Source organism: Segatella sp. (assembly GCF_977051555.1).
The window spans coordinates 1-19035 of the sequence record NZ_CDRSSE010000044.1; the positions used below are offsets into that span (position 1 = coordinate 1).

Annotated in this window: 19 protein-coding genes; 16 read left to right on the forward strand and 3 right to left on the reverse strand. The window is 45.0% G+C overall.

Annotated features, from left to right (window positions below):
- Positions 1–193 (reverse strand): DUF3575 domain-containing protein (locus tag ACWJAO_RS10345; RefSeq protein WP_449140188.1); only part of this gene is annotated, 193 nt, incomplete at its 3' end.
- 590 nt (positions 194–783) lie between these two features.
- Here ACWJAO_RS10345 and ACWJAO_RS10350 point away from each other — a divergent pair.
- The 5 genes from ACWJAO_RS10350 (at position 784) to ACWJAO_RS10370 (ending at position 6932) form a co-directional block, all read left to right on the forward strand.
- Entirely contained in the window at positions 784–2031 is a 1248-nt protein-coding gene (locus ACWJAO_RS10350) for a phosphoglycerate kinase (protein ID WP_287876016.1), read from the forward strand.
- 240 nt (positions 2032–2271) lie between these two features.
- Positions 2272–3966 (forward strand): putative transporter, encoded by a 1695-nt coding sequence (locus ACWJAO_RS10355; protein WP_449140189.1) that lies wholly within the window; start codon positions 2272–2274, stop codon positions 3964–3966.
- Between the two features lie 223 nt (positions 3967–4189).
- The gene (locus ACWJAO_RS10360) at positions 4190–5218 is read left to right on the forward strand and encodes an OadG family protein (protein WP_449140190.1); all 1029 of its coding nucleotides are present in this window, start codon (positions 4190–4192) and stop codon (positions 5216–5218) included.
- A 5-nt stretch (positions 5219–5223) separates the two neighbouring features.
- The gene (locus ACWJAO_RS10365; protein ID WP_449140191.1) at positions 5224–5691 is read left to right on the forward strand and encodes a biotin/lipoyl-containing protein; all 468 of its coding nucleotides are present in this window, start codon (positions 5224–5226) and stop codon (positions 5689–5691) included.
- A gap of 92 nt (positions 5692–5783) precedes the next feature.
- Positions 5784–6932 (forward strand): sodium ion-translocating decarboxylase subunit beta, encoded by a 1149-nt coding sequence (locus ACWJAO_RS10370; protein ID WP_449140192.1) that lies wholly within the window; start codon positions 5784–5786, stop codon positions 6930–6932.
- Between the two features lie 137 nt (positions 6933–7069).
- Here ACWJAO_RS10370 and ACWJAO_RS10375 read toward each other — a convergent pair whose 3' ends face one another.
- Together ACWJAO_RS10375 and rfbC are read right to left on the reverse strand one after the other, a co-directional pair.
- On the reverse strand, positions 7070–7873 hold the full coding sequence (locus ACWJAO_RS10375; protein ID WP_449140193.1) for a DUF4738 domain-containing protein: 804 nt from the start codon (positions 7871–7873) through the stop codon (positions 7070–7072).
- Positions 7874–7918: 45 nt separating this feature from the next.
- Positions 7919–8473, reverse strand: coding sequence for a dTDP-4-dehydrorhamnose 3,5-epimerase (rfbC, locus tag ACWJAO_RS10380; protein WP_449140194.1), 555 nt, complete (start codon positions 8471–8473; stop codon positions 7919–7921).
- Positions 8474–8653: 180 nt separating this feature from the next.
- Here rfbC and ACWJAO_RS10385 point away from each other — a divergent pair, with 180 nt between their 5' ends.
- The 11 genes from ACWJAO_RS10385 (at position 8654) to ACWJAO_RS10435 (ending at position 19024) form a co-directional block, all read left to right on the forward strand.
- Positions 8654–9736, forward strand: coding sequence for an HU domain-containing protein (locus ACWJAO_RS10385; RefSeq protein ID WP_449140195.1), 1083 nt, complete (start codon positions 8654–8656; stop codon positions 9734–9736).
- 107 nt (positions 9737–9843) lie between these two features.
- A complete protein-coding gene (locus ACWJAO_RS10390; RefSeq protein ID WP_006846465.1) occupies positions 9844–10380 on the forward strand; it encodes an FHA domain-containing protein in 537 nt (178 codons plus the stop codon).
- A 229-nt stretch (positions 10381–10609) separates the two neighbouring features.
- Positions 10610–11248 carry an imidazole glycerol phosphate synthase subunit HisH gene (gene hisH / locus ACWJAO_RS10395; RefSeq protein WP_449140196.1) on the forward strand — a complete coding sequence of 213 codons (639 nt, stop codon included), beginning with the start codon at positions 10610–10612 and terminating at the stop codon, positions 11246–11248.
- Between the two features lie 16 nt (positions 11249–11264).
- A complete protein-coding gene (gene hisA, locus ACWJAO_RS10400; RefSeq protein WP_449140197.1) occupies positions 11265–11981 on the forward strand; it encodes a 1-(5-phosphoribosyl)-5-[(5-phosphoribosylamino)methylideneamino]imidazole-4-carboxamide isomerase in 717 nt (238 codons plus the stop codon).
- 87 nt (positions 11982–12068) lie between these two features.
- Entirely contained in the window at positions 12069–12851 is a 783-nt protein-coding gene (hisF, locus tag ACWJAO_RS10405; RefSeq protein WP_449140198.1) for an imidazole glycerol phosphate synthase subunit HisF, read from the forward strand.
- A gap of 28 nt (positions 12852–12879) precedes the next feature.
- Positions 12880–13575: a bifunctional phosphoribosyl-AMP cyclohydrolase/phosphoribosyl-ATP diphosphatase HisIE gene (hisIE, locus tag ACWJAO_RS10410; protein WP_449140209.1), complete on the forward strand. Its 696-nt coding sequence runs from the start codon at positions 12880–12882 to the stop codon at positions 13573–13575.
- A gap of 31 nt (positions 13576–13606) precedes the next feature.
- Positions 13607–14323: an ATP-binding cassette domain-containing protein gene (locus tag ACWJAO_RS10415; RefSeq protein WP_203069009.1), complete on the forward strand. Its 717-nt coding sequence runs from the start codon at positions 13607–13609 to the stop codon at positions 14321–14323.
- Positions 14324–14350: 27 nt separating this feature from the next.
- The gene (locus tag ACWJAO_RS10420) at positions 14351–15670 is read left to right on the forward strand and encodes an aspartate kinase (protein WP_449140199.1); all 1320 of its coding nucleotides are present in this window, start codon (positions 14351–14353) and stop codon (positions 15668–15670) included.
- A gap of 140 nt (positions 15671–15810) precedes the next feature.
- The gene (gene lysA / locus ACWJAO_RS10425) at positions 15811–16968 is read left to right on the forward strand and encodes a diaminopimelate decarboxylase (protein WP_449140200.1); all 1158 of its coding nucleotides are present in this window, start codon (positions 15811–15813) and stop codon (positions 16966–16968) included.
- Positions 16969–17044: 76 nt separating this feature from the next.
- Positions 17045–18187 carry a glycosyltransferase family 2 protein gene (locus tag ACWJAO_RS10430; protein WP_449140201.1) on the forward strand — a complete coding sequence of 381 codons (1143 nt, stop codon included), beginning with the start codon at positions 17045–17047 and terminating at the stop codon, positions 18185–18187.
- Positions 18188–18250: 63 nt separating this feature from the next.
- The gene (locus ACWJAO_RS10435; RefSeq protein ID WP_449140202.1) at positions 18251–19024 is read left to right on the forward strand and encodes a hypothetical protein; all 774 of its coding nucleotides are present in this window, start codon (positions 18251–18253) and stop codon (positions 19022–19024) included.
- Positions 19025–19035 lie beyond the last annotated feature (11 nt).

A 19035-nucleotide genomic window follows, 5' to 3' on the forward strand; every position in this document is an offset into this window, starting at 1 on the left:
CATACTTCAAGGGATTATAGGTTCCCATCAAGCTGAGGGATGAATGCTTGGAGGTTTTGAGCTCAGCTCCGAGCGAAGCCACGCCTACCACATCGTATAACATATTGGTTTTGACAGCTATACGCTGGGCATCGGCATCCATCGAAGGGAACACCAGCAGTAAGGATAGTATGTATTTAAACAAGAGCCTCATACCATTATTATTTTAAACTTTCAAAAAACTATAAAAATTTATTCTATTAATATCTACACTTGATTACAAAGTGTGGATAATTCACCAACGGCAATACACAAATAGTAATACGTTTAAACTCATTATAATAAAATTATAAAGATAATCTAGATCATTTTCCGAAAAGCAGAGGTAACAGTTTGCGTACAGCAGTAAAAAAATCTGTTAATATTATATAAGTTTTATGAATTAGCTTGCTAGTATCTCTAGAATTCACTACTTTTGCATCACACTTTGTAATCAAGTAAAGACACCCCTAAAAATGAGAATCCTGAGAACTTTTCCATTCTTACCTTCCTCAATTTGCTATCTATACATGGCAAAAATGCTTATCTACCACAAAAAATCTTTAAATCGTAGCAGAAAGATTTGGTAGTACCGATTATTTTTGTTACTTTTGCCTACGGAAAGAGTTTGTTACGACCCGACACCACTCCTATTTTATATAGTATGCACATAGGAGCCTGATAAGCTCACTAGTCGTAGGGCAAAGGTCGTTTCAGCAGTAAACAGGGTTAATAACAAGATACTAATATAAAAATTTAGGTAAAATGAAAATTGAAGATTTTAACTTTGCCGGTCACAAGGCAATCGTGCGCGTTGACTTCAACGTGCCATTGGATGAAAATGGTAATGTAACAGACGACACTCGTATCCGCGGTGCCCTTCCTACATTGAAGAAGGTACTTGCAGACGGCGGTGCGCTCATCATGATGAGCCACATGGGTAAGCCAAAGGGCAAGGTTAAACCAGAGCTTTCTCTCTCTCAGATTGTTAAGAACGTATCAGACGCTCTCGGCGTAGACGTTAAGTTCGCTAAGGACTGCGGTAACGCTGATGCAGAGGCTGCTGCCTTGAAGGCTGGCGAGGCTCTCTTGCTCGAGAACCTCCGCTTCTATCCTGAAGAGGAAGGCAAGCCAGTTGGCGTTGAGAAGGGTACTCCTGAGTTCGATGCTGCTAAGGCTGAGATGAAGGAGCGTCAGAAGAAGTTCGCTGCTAAGTTGGCTTCTTACGCTGACGTATATGTAATGGACGCATTCGGTACTGCTCACCGCAAGCACGCTTCTACAGCTGTCATCGCTGATTCTTTCGACAAGGATCACAAGATGCTCGGCTTCCTCATGGAGAAAGAGGTTAAGGCTGTTGACGCAGTTCTCGGCAACATCAAGCGCCCATTCACAGCTATCATGGGTGGTTCTAAGGTTTCTACCAAGATCGGTATCATCGAGAACCTGTTGACTAAGGTTGACAACCTGATTCTCTGCGGTGGTATGACTTATACATTCTCTAAGGCTCTCGGTGGCAAAATCGGTATGTCTATCTGCGAGGATGACAAGCTCGACGTTGCTCTCGACGTAATCAAGAAGGCTAAGGAGAACGGTGTAAACCTCGTACTCGGCACAGACTCTATCTGCGGTGATGACTTCAAGAACGATTGCAATACTCAGGTTTGCCCATCTAACAACATCCCTGACGGATGGGAGGGTATGGACGCAGGTCCTGAGACTCGCAAGGCTTTCGCAGCTGCCATCAAGGGTGCTAAGACTATCCTCTGGAACGGTCCTGCAGGTGTATTCGAGTTCGACAACTTCGCTGGTGGTTCTAAGGCTATCGCTGACGCAATCGCTGAGGCTACTAAGGAAGGTGCATTCTCACTCATCGGTGGTGGTGACTCTGTAGCTTGTATCAACAAGTTCGGTTTGGCTGATCAGGTTTCTTACATCTCTACAGGTGGTGGTGCTCTCCTCGAGGCTATCGAGGGCAAGGTATTGCCAGGTGTAGCAGCTATCGAGAAGTAATCTTATGTTTAAAAGAAAGCCATTTGAAAAAAGGGCTTGATTTTTACAAAAAAAATAGGTTGGAGGGCATCCTATGTGATGTCCTCCAATTTTCGGTTTTAACTGAATCCCCTAATAATCTACAGATTCTCTCTATAAACAGAACTGTATTTTTCATTTAAAACAAGCAACAGAAAACATAAATTCTAAAATAATTTGGTAAACTACAGGAATATAATTTTCTGATTTTAAAACGAATACATGGATTGGATTGTTAATCTCTTCACCAATACCGAGTCGGTGGCTCACATCGCCCTACTCTACGCTATCGTGATAGCTATTGGTGTTTACCTCGGAAAGATAAAGATTGGCGGCATTTCGTTAGGCGTCACCTTCGTTCTCTTCGCAGGTATTTTGGCTGGCCACGTTGGCTTCACCGGTCCAAAGGAAATTCTCACATTCGTGCAAGACTTCGGATTGATCCTCTTCGTCTTCATGATTGGTCTCCAGGTAGGACCTGGTTTCTTTGAGAGTTTCAAGAAAGGTGGTGTTACGCTCAACATGCTTTCGGCTAGCGCTATTCTGCTCAACATCCTCGTGATGTTTGGTTGCTATTATCTCTTCTTCGATACAAGCAACCCTAACAACCTGCCTATGATGGTTGGTACTCTCTATGGTGCGGTTACCAATACTCCGGGTCTTGGTGCTGCCAACGAGGCTTTGCTCAGCGTCTTCCCTAATGGCGCTCCAAGTATTGCCAATGGTTATGCTTGTGCTTATCCTCTTGGTGTGGTTGGCATTATTGGTGCTACTATCCTTATCAAGTACATCTGCAAGATTAATACTGCTGATGAGGAAGAACAGCTTAACGAAGAAGATGCTGCTAACCCTCACGCTAAGGCGCACAACATGCACTTGCGCGTAGAAAATTCTTACATTACAGGCAGAACCCTAAGAGAAGTCTCTGAGTTCCTGAACCGTGACATTGTATGTTCACGACTGCTCCACAATGGCGAGGTAAGCATTCCTAACAGCAAGACTAAATTTGAGGTTGGAGATGAATTGCTCGTTGTATGTGCAGAGGCTGATGCAGAAGCCATCAAGGCTTTTATCGGACCTGAAGTTGAAGCAGAATGGGACCGCGAGAAGGACGAAGTACAGCACTTTGTTTCTCGCCGTATCATCGTTACCCGTCCAGAAATGAATGGTAAGACCTTGGGCAAGATGCACTTCTCCAGCGTATACGGCGTTAACGTAACCCGTATTTCCCGTCAGGGAATGGACATCTTTGCCGGCAGAAACCACCACTTCCACGTAGGTGACAGGATTCTGGTTGTAGGTCCTGAAGAGAATGTGAACCGTGTGGCTGAAATCATGGGTAACTCTGTAAAGCGCCTCGATGCGCCTAACATTGCTACTATCTTCGTGGGCATTATGGTAGGTATTATCTTCGGTTCTCTCCCATTTGCCATTCCGGGAATGCCAGTGCCTTTGAAGTTGGGTATTGCCGGTGGTCCGCTGATCATCGCTATTCTCATCGGCCGTTTCGGCTATCGCATGAAGCTGGTAACTTATACGACAACATCAGCCAACATGATGCTGCGAGAAATAGGACTTGTGCTCTTCCTGGCGAGTGTGGGAATCAAGGCTGGTGCCGGATTCTGGGACACAGTAGTTCAGGGTGACGGTTTGAAATATGTGGGATGTGGTTTCCTCATCACCGTTATTCCTATCCTCATCATCGGTACTATCGCCCGCCTGAAGTTTAAGTTCAACTACTTCACCATCATGGGTATGCTTGCCGGTACTTACACCGACCCTCCAGCTTTGGCTTATGCAAATGCTTCTTGCTCTAAGGAGGCTCCAGCTGTAGGTTACTCTACGGTTTATCCATTGAGCATGTTCCTCCGTATCTTTACAGCCCAGATAGTGGTGCTGTTCTTCTGCGGAGCGTAAGACTTACAAAAGTTAACAAAACAACTGGAAATAGTTATAAATTATAAAAGAGGTGCACAAAGATAAAAATTTGTGCACCTTTTTTGTTGTCTTTTCAGAAAAACTTCGTACCTTTGAGCACAAGAAATAAACCTAACGAATCTTCTAGGAACAGCAATCGTTCCTACATGATGCAGATTTTTTCGAAACATGAAACAATAACCCTATAAACGTTAGTAAGCGTATGAAGAAATTGGGATTTCTGATAACCATGCTAGTCATCACTTCCTTGCCCGCTTGGAGCCAAGGAGCCAAAAGCATCCGTATTACGGAGGTGATGACCGACAACCGTACCAATCTTGTAGATGAGTACGGTGAGCACAAACCATGGGTGGAATTGAGCAATTCCTCCTTTACCACGTACAACGTGCGTGGTATGTTCCTAACCACCGACCGCCGAGTTCTCAACAAGAACCTGTCGCCCGAAGTACGTCGGCAAATGATGTATCCGTTGCCGAACAATGAACCGCGAACCATGCTGGGCGGCAAGAAGAGCATTGTCATCTTCGACCAAAGTAACTGGTGGGTAGACGCCTGGTCCGGAAAGCCATTTAAAACTCCGGATGCTTCCAATCCAGGTCCTTTTCATCTCAATCTTCTTATCATGGAAAAGAAGCCCAATTGGATAGCACTTTATGATGGAAACGCTGTTGACCTGATAGACTCCGTGAGTGTGCCTGTATTGGAAGCCAACGAAAGCTATGCACTGAGCAGTGATTTCAAGACATGGGACAAGGCGACTGACGGATTCATCACTCCGGGTTATCTGCCACAAAACGCAGGTTTGAGCAAGTCTCAGCTTCTGAAGAAACAAGATCCCTACGGAATAGGAATCGCCGTACTTTCTATGGGAATCGTATTTGCCTGCCTCGCTCTCCTCTTCATCGTGTTCTGGGCATTCGGAGCCTACATGAAACATAAACAGCGCATCGCCCGTGCCACAGAGAAGCACGCCACCTTATTATATAAGACAGGAAAGAAGACCATCGAGGTTACTCATGACCTCAGTCATAAGACCAATGTGATTCTGAAGGATGGTTTAGAAACCAAGGGTATTGATAAGGAGATTTACATGGCTGTCATTTCCCTTGCACTACAGGAATATCTGGAAGATGTTCACGATGTAGAATCCGGCATTATCACCATCAAGCCAAAACAGACCAGATGGAATGCTCCGAAATTCAACAACAACAATAACAACGTTAAAATATAGAAACTATGGCAAAGTACGAATATAAGGTAAAAGGCGTAGATTACGTCGTTGAAATACAGGATGTTGAAGGCAATATCGCCAATGTTACCGTGAATGGAATTCCATTCGAAGTGGAGATGAAACAGCCGGTTAAGAGCAGTAAGCAGAAAGTGAAGTTAAATGAAGAGCGAAGAGTGAAGAGTGAAGAATTCAACAGTTCTTCTTCTGCAACAAATGCAAGTTTCTCAACAACCAACAAACCAGCGGCAGCCGCTGCCTCTGGCAAGCCAGTGGTAGCCCCTCTGCCTGGTACTATCAACGAAATCAAGGTGAAAGTCGGTGACAAGGTGAACACAGGCGATACTGTTGTCGTTCTCGAAGCCATGAAGATGCAGAACAACATCGATGCAGAAACTTCAGGAACCATTACCAGCATCAACGTGAACAAGGGAGACGCAGTAATGGAAGGAGACACGCTTGTTACAATCGCGTAATAAACTGTTTAGACAAAAGCTAATGATTACTCTTCCAATCAAAAGACTAATCATAAAGTTCAATGTTCAACTTTCAAAGTTCAAAGTAAATTATGGATTTCATCATACAAAACTTCAATGAGTTTCTTACCTTCACGGGCTTTGCCAACGCCTCGGCAGGAAACATCATCATGATTCTGGTGGGAGCACTCTTTATCTGGCTCGCCATCAAGAAAGATTTCGAGCCGCTGCTCCTGGTTCCTATCGGATTAGGAATCATTCTTGGCAACATTCCATTCCGTGCCGATGCAGGACTCGAAATAGGTTTATACGAAGACAACTCCGTTCTGAACATCTTCTATCAGGGAGTAAAACAGGGCTGGTACCCACCACTCGTATTCCTGGGCATTGGAGCCATGACCGACTTCTCGGCGCTCATTTCCAATCCGAAACTCATCCTTATAGGAGCCGCTGCCCAATTCGGAATCTTCGGCGCCTACATGATTGCCCTGGCACTTGGGTTTGAACCTAACCAGGCTGCAGGCATTGCTATTATCGGAGGTGCAGACGGACCAACCGCCATCTTCCTGAGCAGCAAACTGAGTCCGAACCTCATGGGAGCCATTGCGGTTTGCGCCTACTCTTACATGGCACTGGTGCCTGTAATCCAGCCACCTTTGATGCGACTGCTCACAACCAAGAAAGAGCGCGTTATCAAGATGAAACCGGCACGTCAGGTTTCACAGACAGAGAAGATTCTCTTCCCTATCATCGGTCTGCTTCTCACCACCTTCATCGTTCCTTCCGGTTTGCCATTGCTAGGAATGCTGTTCTTCGGAAATCTTCTGAAAGAGAGTGGAAAGACAACCCGACTCGCCAAGACAGCAAGCAGCAGCTTGAATGATATTGTCGTCGTTCTCCTCGGTCTGACTGTAGGCTGCTCTACTCAGGCTTCAGAGTTTCTGACATTAAATACCATCAAGATCTTTGCTCTCGGTGCTCTTGCTTTCATCATCGCATCGGCAAGTGGAATTTTATTCGTCAAACTGATGAATCTCTTCTTGCCAAAAGGTAAGAAACTGAACCCACTTATCGGAAACGCCGGAGTGAGCGCCGTTCCAATGAGTGCGCGCATCTCCAACAACCTGGGTCTGGAATACGACCGCCACAACTTCCTTCTCATGCACGCCATGGGACCAAACGTTGCGGGAGTCATCGGATCTGCTGTTGCAGCCGGAGCTTTGCTGGGATTCTTCAATTAAAATCTAGCCCAGAGCTTGCGCTCTGGGTTAAGTACATAAAACAAAAATAAGTACATAAAACAAAAAAAATCACCCTGAAAGGAGAAAAGCATCTTACATTCAATGCTTTCCCTTTCAGGGCGACTTTTTATTTCATTTTAGCTCTTAACCCGCATGTTCATTTTTCCTTCGAAGGAGATGATTACCTCAACCTGATAACTCAAACTGCTGTCAGGCATTGCCAGCACAGCAAGATAATGAATGCCAGATTCATCAATTTTACTGAATACGATGTCGCTCAATATAGCCTGATCCAAAAATGAAGCAGGAACCTGCTTATCGAAATCTTTCTTATGGAAATCTCGAGAGAACAGACGGTTGGCACCATGATAAACATGCAGATTCACAATATTATCATAGTAAACATTATCAACCTCCACTCCATCATCATTATAAGAACTCTTGTAGACCTTATAACTTGTTGGATTAACCTGTGCGTAAAGATGATATTTCTCATCTCCCCTTACAACCACCGTATCACGCTTGATCAGCGTGTTCTGATTCAGCGCCACAGAAGCATGATTGTGGGTGAACTGCTGCAAATACGATTTGTCTTCCGTCTTCACCAGCTTTACCATATCTCCATTCTGTACCTTAAACTGGAAAATATGCTCAGCCTGTTTTACAATCGGATATTTTGCAATATTAGCACCCTTCATTACAAGCGTATCGCCAGCAATATAGAAGTAGACAGGCTGACTGGTTGAATCAGGATAATAAATCGTGTCGCCCTTTACGCGGAACGCCACATCATCCTCATCGTCATCGTTCAGCCAAATGCCTTGCAACATCTTTTTAGCTGCCGCATCTTCCTTCACCTCCTGTTGCTTTTCAGTCTTTTGCCCACAAGCAACAAGAGTCAAGATACAGCTGAGCAGCCATAAATTAACTATCTTTTTCATGATGAGTTCTATAAATAAATTAATCGGTAAAAGTCTGTGCCAATTCTACTCGAAATAATCAGCCTCTTCGAAAGACTTTGCCTTGGTTCTGTCTTTTTCAGACGTAAGCACCTCAACACCATCAATAGGCCATTTGATTCCGATGGTAGGATCATCCCAATGAATGCTGGCTTCATGTTCAGGAGCATAAACGTTGTCAACCTTATAAGTAAAGATTGCTTCGTCGCTCAGTACCAGGAAACCATGGGCAAAACCGCGAGGAATGAAAAACTGACGTTTGTTCTCTCCACTCAATTCTACCATTACATATTTACCGAAAGTCTTGCTGCCCTTTCTCAAGTCAACAGCAACATCCAGCACGCGGCCTTTGATGACACGCACCAACTTTGCCTGTGAGAAACTGCCTTTCTGATAATGCAAACCTCTGAGCACACCACGAGCCGACATCGATTCATTATCTTGTACAAACTCCACATGCCCTCCAACGTGAGCATCGAATTCAGCCTGCTTCCATGCTTCAAAGAAATAGCCGCGAGCATCATCAAACACCCGAGGTTCTATCAGCCAGACTCCTTCAATTTCTGTCTCTGTATATTTCATAGATTTATATACCTTATTTATTTTAGGCACAAAGGTAATACTTTTTCCCGAAACGACAAAACAAATTAGACTTTTTATGATTTCATCGAAAATTTTCTCCATTTTCTGTTGGTCATTTCCGAAAAATTCACTACCTTTGCAAACGTGAATAAACTAGAAAGACATATAGAGATCCTACTTTTGAGCAACGATTGCGTGATTGTCCCAGGATTTGGTGGCTTCATGGCTCATCATGTAGATGCGCGTTACGATGGCAGAGACAGCATGTTTTTGCCACCGCTGAGAACTATTGGCTTTAATCCACAGCTCCAGATGAACGATTCTCTCCTTGCACTTTCGTATGTTGAAGCATACGACATCAGCTATCCGGAAGCATTGAACCGCATTGCTGATGAGGTGACAGAGATGCGTCAGACATTGGAGAATTCAGGCAAATTTGAACTGAACGATATTGGCACTATCATATTGAACGAAGACGGAAACTACACCTTCGAACCATGTGAGGCGGGCATTCTTACACCTGAGTTGTATGGCTTGGGCGGCTTAAACATGCTCCCACTCGCGCAGATTTCTGCAGAAGAGGCTCAGAAGACAGAAGATTCAGCTGCTTCAATCATAGAAATGCCTGCAAAGACAATAGAGAACAATCGTACAGAAAGCAAAGTCAAGAATCAGGATAGTAACCAGAAGATGGAGAGCGGACTCTCTGTCAACAATTCTGTGTTCGTTAACGATGAAGATGAAGAAGAATCAAATGCAGAGTTCATCAGCATCAAGAAGAGCTGGTTGCGCAATATTGCAGCAGCCTGCATCGCCCTCATTGCATTCTTCACCTACTCTTCTCCATTGGGAACTCCAACTGTCCAGAAGAGCCAAATCGACACGGGCATGCTGAACCGCATCATGCCTAAGGAGATAAATAAGGTTGCTCAACCTCAAGAACTGGTGCTCAGTACAGAATCACAGGCAGAAGAAAGCATTCCTGCAAAATCTGCCAATATGGCTCAGGACAATGAATTGCAAACAGCTTCTTCTTACTACAGCATCGTTTTGGCAAGTCGTGTTACCAAGCGCAATGCTGCCTGCTATGCTGAACTCCTCCAGAACAAGGGATTCAAGGAAGCCAGAGTGTTGATTACAGATAATAATGTGAAAGTTATATACGGAACTTACTCTACCGAGGGCGAAGCTTATTCTGCTCTCAACCGCTTACACAACTATGATGCTTTTACTGACGGCTGGATTACGAAAGTGAAAGAATAGTTGATAGTTAAGAGTTTATAGTTTATAGCTAGGACTCAAGAGCAAGGAGTATCGGAAACTTCTACAACACATTATTATAATATAGACAGAAAAGCAAGAATAAGAATATGAAAAGAGTACGTTGTCCTAAGTGCGATAATTTTATCACCTTCGATGAGACCAAGTATCAGGCTGGTCAGAGTCTCGTTTTCGTTTGCCCTAATTGCAATAAGCAGTTTGGCATCCGAATGGGAGTTTCAAAGCTCCGCGAAACCCGCAAAGAAGAAAAGCTTGACGAGAATGCCAACGAGAAGGGATACGGTTCTATCGTTGTCATCGAGAACGTATTCGCTTACAAGCAGGTCATCCCGCTCCAGCTGGGCGACAACATCATCGGCCGCTACATGAAGAACAGTGGAATCAACTGCCCTATCGAAACCGTAGATCCAAGCGTTGACATGAACCATTGCGTAATCAACGTTAGTCGCGACAAGAAAGGCAAATTGAAATATGTGCTCCGCGATGGACCAAGTTATACAGGAACTTTCGTTGACAATGAAATTCTGGGCGACAGAGAACGCCGCGTTATCGAAGACGGAACCCTGTTCACCATCGGAGCAACTTCTATCATTCTCCGCACAGCAGACAGTGAAGAAGAAAACTAAGAAGTTTTGATTATCAAAATAAACACCTCAAAAGGAGCAATTGGATGTTGGCTTACATCGAATTGCTCCTTTTTCACTTAACGAAAACGTAAAAACACGCCATATTTCTAACTTTCTGAAAGAAATCTACTATATTTCGTAATCTTTTTGCTTTTATTTTCTTTAAATTAAAAGAAAATGTGTACCTTTGCATCGAAAAATAAGAAATAGACATGAATTACGTTAGGTTATGGATGTAGCAATCGTAAAATATAATGCCGGAAATATCTATTCCGTAGTCAACGCCATGAAGCGTTTAGGCATCGAACCTGTACTGACAGATGATGCAGAAATGCTCCAGAAGGCAGACCGTGTGCTCTTCCCGGGACAAGGTCAGGCTAAAGAAGCAATGGAATATCTGAAGGCTCATCAGCTTGATCAAGTAATCAAAGACTTGAAGCAACCCGTCCTGGGCATTTGTGTGGGACAGCAACTCTTGTGCCGCCATTCTGAGGAAGGTGACGTAGACTGCATCGGAATCTTTGATGTTGACGTGAAACGATTCCAACCTCAGAAGCACGAAGACAAGGTGCCTGCCATGGGATGGAATGAAATCTATGATTTGAAGACAGACCTTTATAAGGGGTTCGGAAACAGAATAGATTCAGACTCAGACAAGTCTATCACTGATGCGCTGCTTCATCCCTACTCCTATTTCGTACATAGTTATTATGTACCACTCTGCGAGGAGACCATTGCCAAGGCAGAATACATTCTTCCTTATAGCGCATCGCTCCACAAAGACAATTTCTATACTTGTCAGTTCCACCCGGAAAAAAGCGGAAAGGTAGGCGAACAGATTTTAAAGAACTTTTTAGAGATAAAATAAAAGAGAAATTATAAATATGATAGAATTAATTCCAGCTATCGACTTGATAAATGGCCAGTGTGTTCGTCTTACAAAAGGCGATTACGACCAAAAGAAGGTTTACAATGACAATCCTGCCGAGGTTGCAAAACAGTTTGAGCAGATGGGCTTCAAGCGCCTTCATGTAGTAGACCTCGATGGAGCCAAGTCAAAGCACATCGTAAATGATGCGGTGTTAAAGGCCATTACCACAGAAACTTCTCTCGTGGTTGATTTCGGTGGCGGAATCAAGACCGAAGAAGATATTGAGAAGGCTTTTGCTGCAGGAGCAAGCATGGTTACAGTGGGCAGTATTGCCGTCACCAATCCAGAACTCTTCATGCAATGGCTGGACAAATATGGAGCCGACCGCCTGATTCTGGGAGCCGACGTAAGAAACGGAAAGATTTCTATCAACGGATGGAAAGAAGATTCTTCTGAAGATCTCCTTCCTTTCCTGAAAAAGTACATCGATAAAGGAGTACGCTACGTTCTCTGCACTGAAATCAGTAAAGACGGAACGCTGCAAGGACCTGCCATCGAACTTTACAAAGAAGTAATGGCTGCCTATCCTCAACTGCATCTTATCGCCTCAGGCGGAGTGAGTTGCAACGAAGACATCGAAACTTTGGAAGCTGCAGGTATTCCTGCCGTAGTATTTGGAAAAGCTTTCTACGAAGGGAAAATCGATATTGACAAACTAGTTAATAGTTAACAGTTGATAGTTGACAGTTAATAGCTCGGAGCTATTCTCGACACGCCTGTAGGGGCTAAAGCTTCAATTGATAAGAATTTAAATACAATGGTGAAAGTTCAAAGTAAAAGCAAAGGATTGGCTAAGCGAATCGTTCCTTGTCTTGACGTGAAGAACGGTGAGACGGTTAAAGGAACCAACTTCGTGAACCTACGCAGCGCTGGCGACCCGGTAGAACTGGGAAAGGCTTATAGCGATGCTGGAGCCGATGAGCTCGTATTTCTCGATATTACAGCGAGTTTCGAAGAGCGCAAAACCTTTACGGATATGGTAACCCGCGTGGCTGCCGAAATCAATATCCCATTTACTGTGGGAGGTGGAATCAATGAACTCAAAGATGTTGACCGCCTGCTCAACGCAGGAGCTGACAAGGTGAGCATCAACAGTGCTGCCATCCGACATCCGGAGCTCATCAATGAGATTGCCAACCATTATGGCTCACAGGTTTGCGTATGCGCCATTGATGCACGTCTCGATTCTGACGGCTGGCACTGTTATGTGAAAGGCGGAAGAGAACGGGTGGAACTAGGACTGTTTGACTGGGCTAAGGAAGTGGCCGACCGAGGTGCAGGCGAGATTCTCTTCACCAGTATGGATCACGACGGCGTGAAACAGGGATTCGCAAACGAGGCCCTCGCCCGTCTTGCCGAAGAAGTAAGCATTCCTATCATCGCCTCAGGTGGTGCAGGAAAGATGGAGCATTTCCGTGATGCTTTTACCCTAGGCAAGGCAGATGCAGCCCTGGCAGCCAGCGTGTTCCACTTTGGCGAAATCGCCATTCCTGACCTCAAGAAATATCTGAGAGAAGAAGGAATCAACGTGAGAATATAGAAACGTGAGAATATAGAAACGTGAGAATATTGAAACACGTGAATATAATAATGCAAGAAAATTAAAACAAGATAAAATGAAAATAGATTTCGAAAAATTGGGCGGACTGGTTCCTGCCATCATCCAAGACGCAGTTACAAAGAACGTCTTGATGCTTGGTTTCATGAACCAGGAAGCATACGATAAGACAATAGCAACCAAAAAGGTAACATTCTGGAGCCGTTCGCGCAACTGCCTCTGGACTAAGGGTGAGACATCAGGCAACTTCCTGAACCTCGTTAGTATTCAGAACGACTGCGATAACGACACCTTGCTGGTAAAGGTTCACCCTGATGGTCCAACCTGCCACAAAGGCACAGACACCTGCTGGGCAGAAGAGAACACACTCAACCCAATCCTCTTCCTCTCAGAACTTCAGGACTTCATCAACAAGCGCCACGAAGAAATGCCAGAAGGAAGCTACACTACGAGTCTCTTCAAGAAAGGCGTCAACAAAATGGCGCAAAAGGTTGGAGAAGAAGCCGTTGAAACCATCATTGAGGCAACAAACGGAAACAATGAGAAACTCATTTACGAGAGTTCAGACCTTCTCTATCACCTCATCGTTCTGCTCACAAGCAAGGGCTTGAGAATAGAAGATGTAGTGAAAGAACTTCAGATGCGTCACGATCCGGAATGGGATAAGAAACGCCGCGTTGCCAAGAGCAAGGGCGAAATGAAATAACAAAACAACATTAAGGAGAAAAAAATAGAAAATGTTAATAGATTATCAGAACGTCAGCATATATCAGGCCGACAAGTGCGTGCTCCAGAACATCAATTTTCATATTGACGAAGGAGAATTCGCCTACCTTATCGGAAAAGTCGGCTCAGGTAAAAGTTCGCTATTAAAGACACTTTATTGCGAACTAGACCTTGTAGAGGGCGAAACCGAGAAGGCTGAAATTCTCGGCAGAGACCTCAAGACCATCAGGCGAAAGGAGATTCCGGCTCTGCGAAAGGAGTTGGGAATCATCTTTCAGGATTTCCAGTTGCTCCACGACCGCACCGTTCGCAAGAACTTTGAATTCGTGCTCAAGGCAACAGGCTGGAAAAACAAGAAAGACAGAGAAAAGCGCATCGAAGAGGTGCTCAACGAAGTGGGCATGATTGATAAAATCGACAAGATGCCTCATGAGCTCTCAGGTGGTGAGCAGCAGCGTGTAGCCATCGCCCGCGCCATTCTCAACAATCCTAAGATCATCATCGCTGATGAGCCTACAGGCAATCTCGACCCAGAGACTGCCAGCAACATCGTGAGTCTGCTGAAAGACATCACCAAACAAGGCACTGCTGTTGTGATGACAACCCATAACATCCCGATGCTCGATAAATTCCCAGGCATCGTTTACCGCTGTAAGGAAGGTGTGCTCTACGACGTAACCAACGAGTACAACCGCATCGACCTCACAGAGGATGGAGAAGATAATTAAGTGAAATAATTAAATAAAATTACGACTATGAAGGTAATGAAATTCGGAGGTACTTCTGTAGGCTCACCAGAGCGCATGAAGGGAGTAGCCTCTTTGGTTACAGAATCAGGTGAACCAACTTTCATCGTATTGTCTGCGATGAGCGGTACAACAAACTCTCTCGTTGAAATCTCTGACTATCTTTACAAGAAGAATCCAGAGGGCGCCAACGAGGTAATCAACAACTTGGAGAAGAAATACATGCAGCATGTAGAAGAACTCTACTCTACCGAGGAGATGAAAAATACTACTCGTGAGTTCTTGCAGGGCGAATTCAACTATCTCCGCTCATTCACCAAAGACCTCTTCACTTCTTTCGAGGAGAAGAGCATCGTGGCGCAGGGCGAGATGATGAGCACCAACATGGTTGTAAACTACTTGAAGGAACAGGGCGTAAAGGCTGTATTGCTCAGCGCATTAGACTTCATGCGCACAGACAAGAACGCAGAGCCAGATCCTCAGTACATCAAGGAGAAGTTGGCTGCTATCATGGAGCAGAACCAGGGCTATCAGATTTACATCACTCAGGGCTTCATCTGCCGCAACGCATACGGCGAGGTTGACAATCTGCAGCGTGGCGGTAGCGACTACACCGCATCTCTTATCGGTGCAGCTCTTCCTGCTGAGGAGATTCAGATCTGGACAGATATCGACGGAATGCACAATAACGACCCTCGTGTCGTAGAGTACACCGAGGCTGTTCGCCAGTTGAACTTCGAGGAGGCTGCCGAGTTGGCTTACTTCGGTGCCAAGATTCTCCACCCTACCTGTGTTCAGCCAGCTAAGTATGCAGGCATTCCTGTCCGTTTGAAGAACACCATGGACCCTAAGGCCGATGGTACAATCATCGACAATGTCATTGTACGCGGCAAGATCAAGGCTGTTGCTGCCAAGGACAACATCACAGCCATCAAGATCAAGAGTAGCCGCATGTTGCTCGCTACAGGTTTCCTCCGCAAGGTATTCGAAATCTTCGAGAGCTATCAGACTCCAATCGACATGATTGCTACTTCTGAGGTGGGTGTCAGCATGAGTATTGATAATGATGCTCATCTTAACGACATCGTAAATGAGCTGAAGAAATATGGTACAGTAACTGTAGATTCAGACATGTGTATCATCTGCGTTGTAGGTGATTTGGACTGGAGCAACGTTGGCTTCGAGACCATCGCTACCGATGCGATGAAGAATATTCCTGTACGCATGATTTCTTATGGTGGTTCTAACTACAACATCTCATTCCTCATCAGAGAGAAAGATAAGAAGCAGGCATTGCAGAACTTGAGCAACGTATTGTTCGAGAAGTAATCTAAGTGAAGAACGAAGAGTGAAGAGAGAAGAATTCGTATGTAATGCTTCCTGTCCACTCTTCGTTGGATATTCTGATTTACAATAAATTGGATATTCTAATTTGACTATAATAAGGTATTAATTTAAGATTAAGCGAAATGAAAGGTACATTTCCGATAGATAAGTTTCAGGAGATACAGACTCCGTTCTACTATTACGACACCAATGTGTTGCGCCAGACATTGAAGACCATCAATGAAGAGGCTGGCAAGCACGAGGGCTTTGAGGTACACTATGCCGTAAAGGCAAATGCTAACCCTAAGGTGCTCAATATTATCTGTCAGGCTGGTTTAGGAGCTGACTGTGTGAGCGGAGGAGAAATTCAGGCAGCCATCAAAGCCGGTTTCCCAGCCAGCAAGATCGTTTACGCAGGTGTAGGCAAGAGCGATTGGGAAATCAACCTCGGATTGGAGAAAGGCATCTTCTGCTTCAATGTAGAGAGCATTCCGGAGTTGGAAATCATCAACGAACTGGCTGAAAAACAGAATAAGATTGCGCAGGTTTGTTTCCGCATCAATCCGGATGTAGGTGCCCATACGCATGCTAACATCACAACAGGTCTGGCAGAAAACAAATTCGGCATTGCCATGCGCGACATGGAATCTGTTATCGAAGAAGCAGCCAAGATGAAGAACATCCAGTTCCTCGGACTGCACTTCCACATCGGAAGCCAGATTCTCGACATGGGCGATTTCGAGGCACTCTGCAACCGTATCAACGAACTTCAGAACCAGCTTGAAGCACATCACATCGTTGTGAAGAACATCAATGTGGGAGGCGGACTGGGCATTGACTATAACCATCCAAACCGACAGCCAATCCCTGATTTCAAGGATTATTTCGATACATACGCTAAGAAACTGAAGTTGCGCAATGGTCAGAAGCTTCACTTCGAATTGGGCCGTGCTGTTGTGGGCCAGATGGGTTCTCTCATCACCAAGACGCTCTACATCAAGCAGGGCACAGCCAAGCAGTTTGCCATCGTAGATGCAGGAATGACTGACCTCATCCGTCCAGCTCTCTATCAGGCTTACCATAAGATTGAGAATATCTCAAGCGATGAGCCTGTTGAAACTTACGACGTAGTAGGTCCTATCTGCGAATCTAGCGATGTCTTCGGCAAGGCTGTCGACATCAACAAAGCCCATCGCGGCGACCTCATCGCCCTCCGCTCAGCCGGTGCCTATGGTGAGATCATGGCGAGCCAGTATAACTGCCGCCAGTTACCAAAGGGTTATATTACAGAAGACTTTTAATATAGTTGAAAGTTTAAAAGTTAAGAGTTTATAGGATTCTCCTTTCTCTAACTTTCTATATTACGAGAAAAAGAAAATGATGATCATTAGTACAACTACTATAATAGCAGGCGCAGTGGTGGTTTTATTGGCGGTTCTCGGATCGCTGATAAATCCATTTCTGCGCTCGTTGCGCTTTCAAAAAACAGAAACGGCAGAGAATCAACCTCCTGTCAGCATACTCATTACCGCACACGATAATCTGGCTGAACTGGAGAGGAATCTCCCCATGTTCCTGCGTCAGCAGTATGCTGCCGACTATCAGGTAATCGTAGTCTGCCAGAGTACAGATGGCGAAACACAAGATTTCCTGAAGCGCCTTGCTGCCGAGAACCCTCACCTTTATTATACTTATATTCCTGAGAGTTCACGCTACATGAGCCGCAAGAAATTGCAGATTACACTGGGTGTGAAGGCTGCCAAACATGAATGGATTATTCTGACAGAGCCTAATTGCCGCCCAAGCAACGACAAGTGGCTGCAAACCATGGCCCGTCAATGTCAGGACCCTAACCATCTGGTATTGGGATATGTAGCCCTTGATGAGGAAACCAAGAGCGTACGCCGTTTCGACAGCATCCGCAAGGCTTACTATGTTTTGCGCCGTGCCCAACAGACCTATGGTTATCGCAGCCACATGCCAAACGTAGCCTTCCGCAAGAGCGACTTCATGAAGGAACAGGGCTATCAGGGCAACCTGGAATATGTTCGTGGCGAATACGATTTTCTTGTCAACAAGTATGCACATTGTGGCGATACAGCTACAGAACTTGATTGTGATGCATGGCTCATCCGTGAAGCACCATCGAGCAAGAGCTGGCATAATGCCCACCTCTATCTGCAGGCTTCACGCAAGAGTCTGGAAAGAGCCGGTTCCATGAGAATCCTCATGTTCTTCGACCATCTCATGCCGCATCTCAGTCTGATAGCAACGCTGGCTGTAGCAGCCTACTCTATCCTTATGAAGAACTGGATTCTTACAGGATGCGCAGGTTTCAGTTTTCTCCTGCTGTTCATCGTGAGAATGCTGATAGCCAACAAGGCTATCAAACACTTTGATGACGGAATAGCGATGTTCAAACTGCCATTCTTCGAATATGGAATTATCTGGAGAAATCTGGCTACCAAGTTGCGCTACTGGCGTGCTGACAAAAACGATTTCACTTCTCATAAACTCTAGACAGGGTTAAAGAAAGCAACAGTCTATCAGAAATAATAACAGTTAAAAATAATCGACAGAACGATGAAAGTATATTTGTTCATTTCCAACCATAAGAAGTTGCTGAAGATGTATCTTCCATACATCGAAGCCTTGAATAAGCAGCTCGACATAACCAACAGTCTGGCTGATGCCGACATTGTATTGATTATCGGAGCATGGACATGGCAGGGAGCCCAGATAGCCAAGAAAGCTAAGCAGATGGACATTCCCTACATCGTTTGTCCACTAGGCGATATTTCTGAGCGAAACTGCAACACCCCTTACTTGAAGCGCTCGCTGCAACAGGCTATGTATCAGAAAGCCATGTACGCCAAAGCTAACCTCGTAGTAGCTACTACCCCTATGGAGAAAAGCTATCTCGAAAAGAAGGGTTGGAACAAGCACATCGCCCTGATTCGCTATGCAGGCTACAGTCATCTTACCACAACCGAAGCCATGATACAGAATTGGCAGGAGACGGATGAGGAGACACTGGCAGCCTTCGAACAGCAAAAGGCAGAAGCTATCGCTGCCCAGACCAAGCAGGCAATCATCGCACAGATCATGCAGATAAAAAGCCGCATGCCGCATCAGAATATTCCGCAAAAATATCTTGACGATTTGCACACTCTGCTCTATGCAGATGATTATGATGAGGATGCTATTAAGCAAGAACTGGCAGAGAAAAAACTCTCTTCCTATGCCGCCTCAGTTTTCCAGACTATGACAGATAAAACAGGACTCACAGAAGGCTTCATGCCGATTCCAGCCAAGAAGGGCAGAAAGAGCAAGGAGATTTTGAAGTTTGTGAAATGAAAAAAGAGTTT

What these genes read in the sequence shown, in the direction of transcription:
- ACWJAO_RS10370 (WP_449140192.1), top strand. Translation starts at nt 5,784, where the DNA reads ATGGATTTCATCATACAAAACTTCAATGAGTTTCTTACCTTCACGGGC.
- rfbC (WP_449140194.1), bottom strand. Translation starts at nt 8,473, where the DNA reads ATGAAATATACAGAGACAGAAATTGAAGGAGTCTGGCTGATAGAACCT.
- ACWJAO_RS10350 (WP_287876016.1), top strand. Translation starts at nt 784, where the DNA reads ATGAAAATTGAAGATTTTAACTTTGCCGGTCACAAGGCAATCGTGCGC.
- ACWJAO_RS10390 (WP_006846465.1), top strand. Translation starts at nt 9,844, where the DNA reads ATGAAAAGAGTACGTTGTCCTAAGTGCGATAATTTTATCACCTTCGAT.
- ACWJAO_RS10355 (WP_449140189.1), top strand. Translation starts at nt 2,272, where the DNA reads ATGGATTGGATTGTTAATCTCTTCACCAATACCGAGTCGGTGGCTCAC.
- ACWJAO_RS10375 (WP_449140193.1), bottom strand. Translation starts at nt 7,873, where the DNA reads ATGAAAAAGATAGTTAATTTATGGCTGCTCAGCTGTATCTTGACTCTT.
- lysA (WP_449140200.1), top strand. Translation starts at nt 15,811, where the DNA reads ATGAAAGGTACATTTCCGATAGATAAGTTTCAGGAGATACAGACTCCG.
- hisA (WP_449140197.1), top strand. Translation starts at nt 11,265, where the DNA reads ATGATAGAATTAATTCCAGCTATCGACTTGATAAATGGCCAGTGTGTT.
- ACWJAO_RS10365 (WP_449140191.1), top strand. Translation starts at nt 5,224, where the DNA reads ATGGCAAAGTACGAATATAAGGTAAAAGGCGTAGATTACGTCGTTGAA.
- hisF (WP_449140198.1), top strand. Translation starts at nt 12,069, where the DNA reads ATGGTGAAAGTTCAAAGTAAAAGCAAAGGATTGGCTAAGCGAATCGTT.
- ACWJAO_RS10430 (WP_449140201.1), top strand. Translation starts at nt 17,045, where the DNA reads ATGATGATCATTAGTACAACTACTATAATAGCAGGCGCAGTGGTGGTT.
- ACWJAO_RS10415 (WP_203069009.1), top strand. Translation starts at nt 13,607, where the DNA reads ATGTTAATAGATTATCAGAACGTCAGCATATATCAGGCCGACAAGTGC.
- ACWJAO_RS10435 (WP_449140202.1), top strand. Translation starts at nt 18,251, where the DNA reads ATGAAAGTATATTTGTTCATTTCCAACCATAAGAAGTTGCTGAAGATG.
- ACWJAO_RS10360 (WP_449140190.1), top strand. Translation starts at nt 4,190, where the DNA reads ATGAAGAAATTGGGATTTCTGATAACCATGCTAGTCATCACTTCCTTG.
- ACWJAO_RS10420 (WP_449140199.1), top strand. Translation starts at nt 14,351, where the DNA reads ATGAAGGTAATGAAATTCGGAGGTACTTCTGTAGGCTCACCAGAGCGC.
- hisH (WP_449140196.1), top strand. Translation starts at nt 10,610, where the DNA reads ATGGATGTAGCAATCGTAAAATATAATGCCGGAAATATCTATTCCGTA.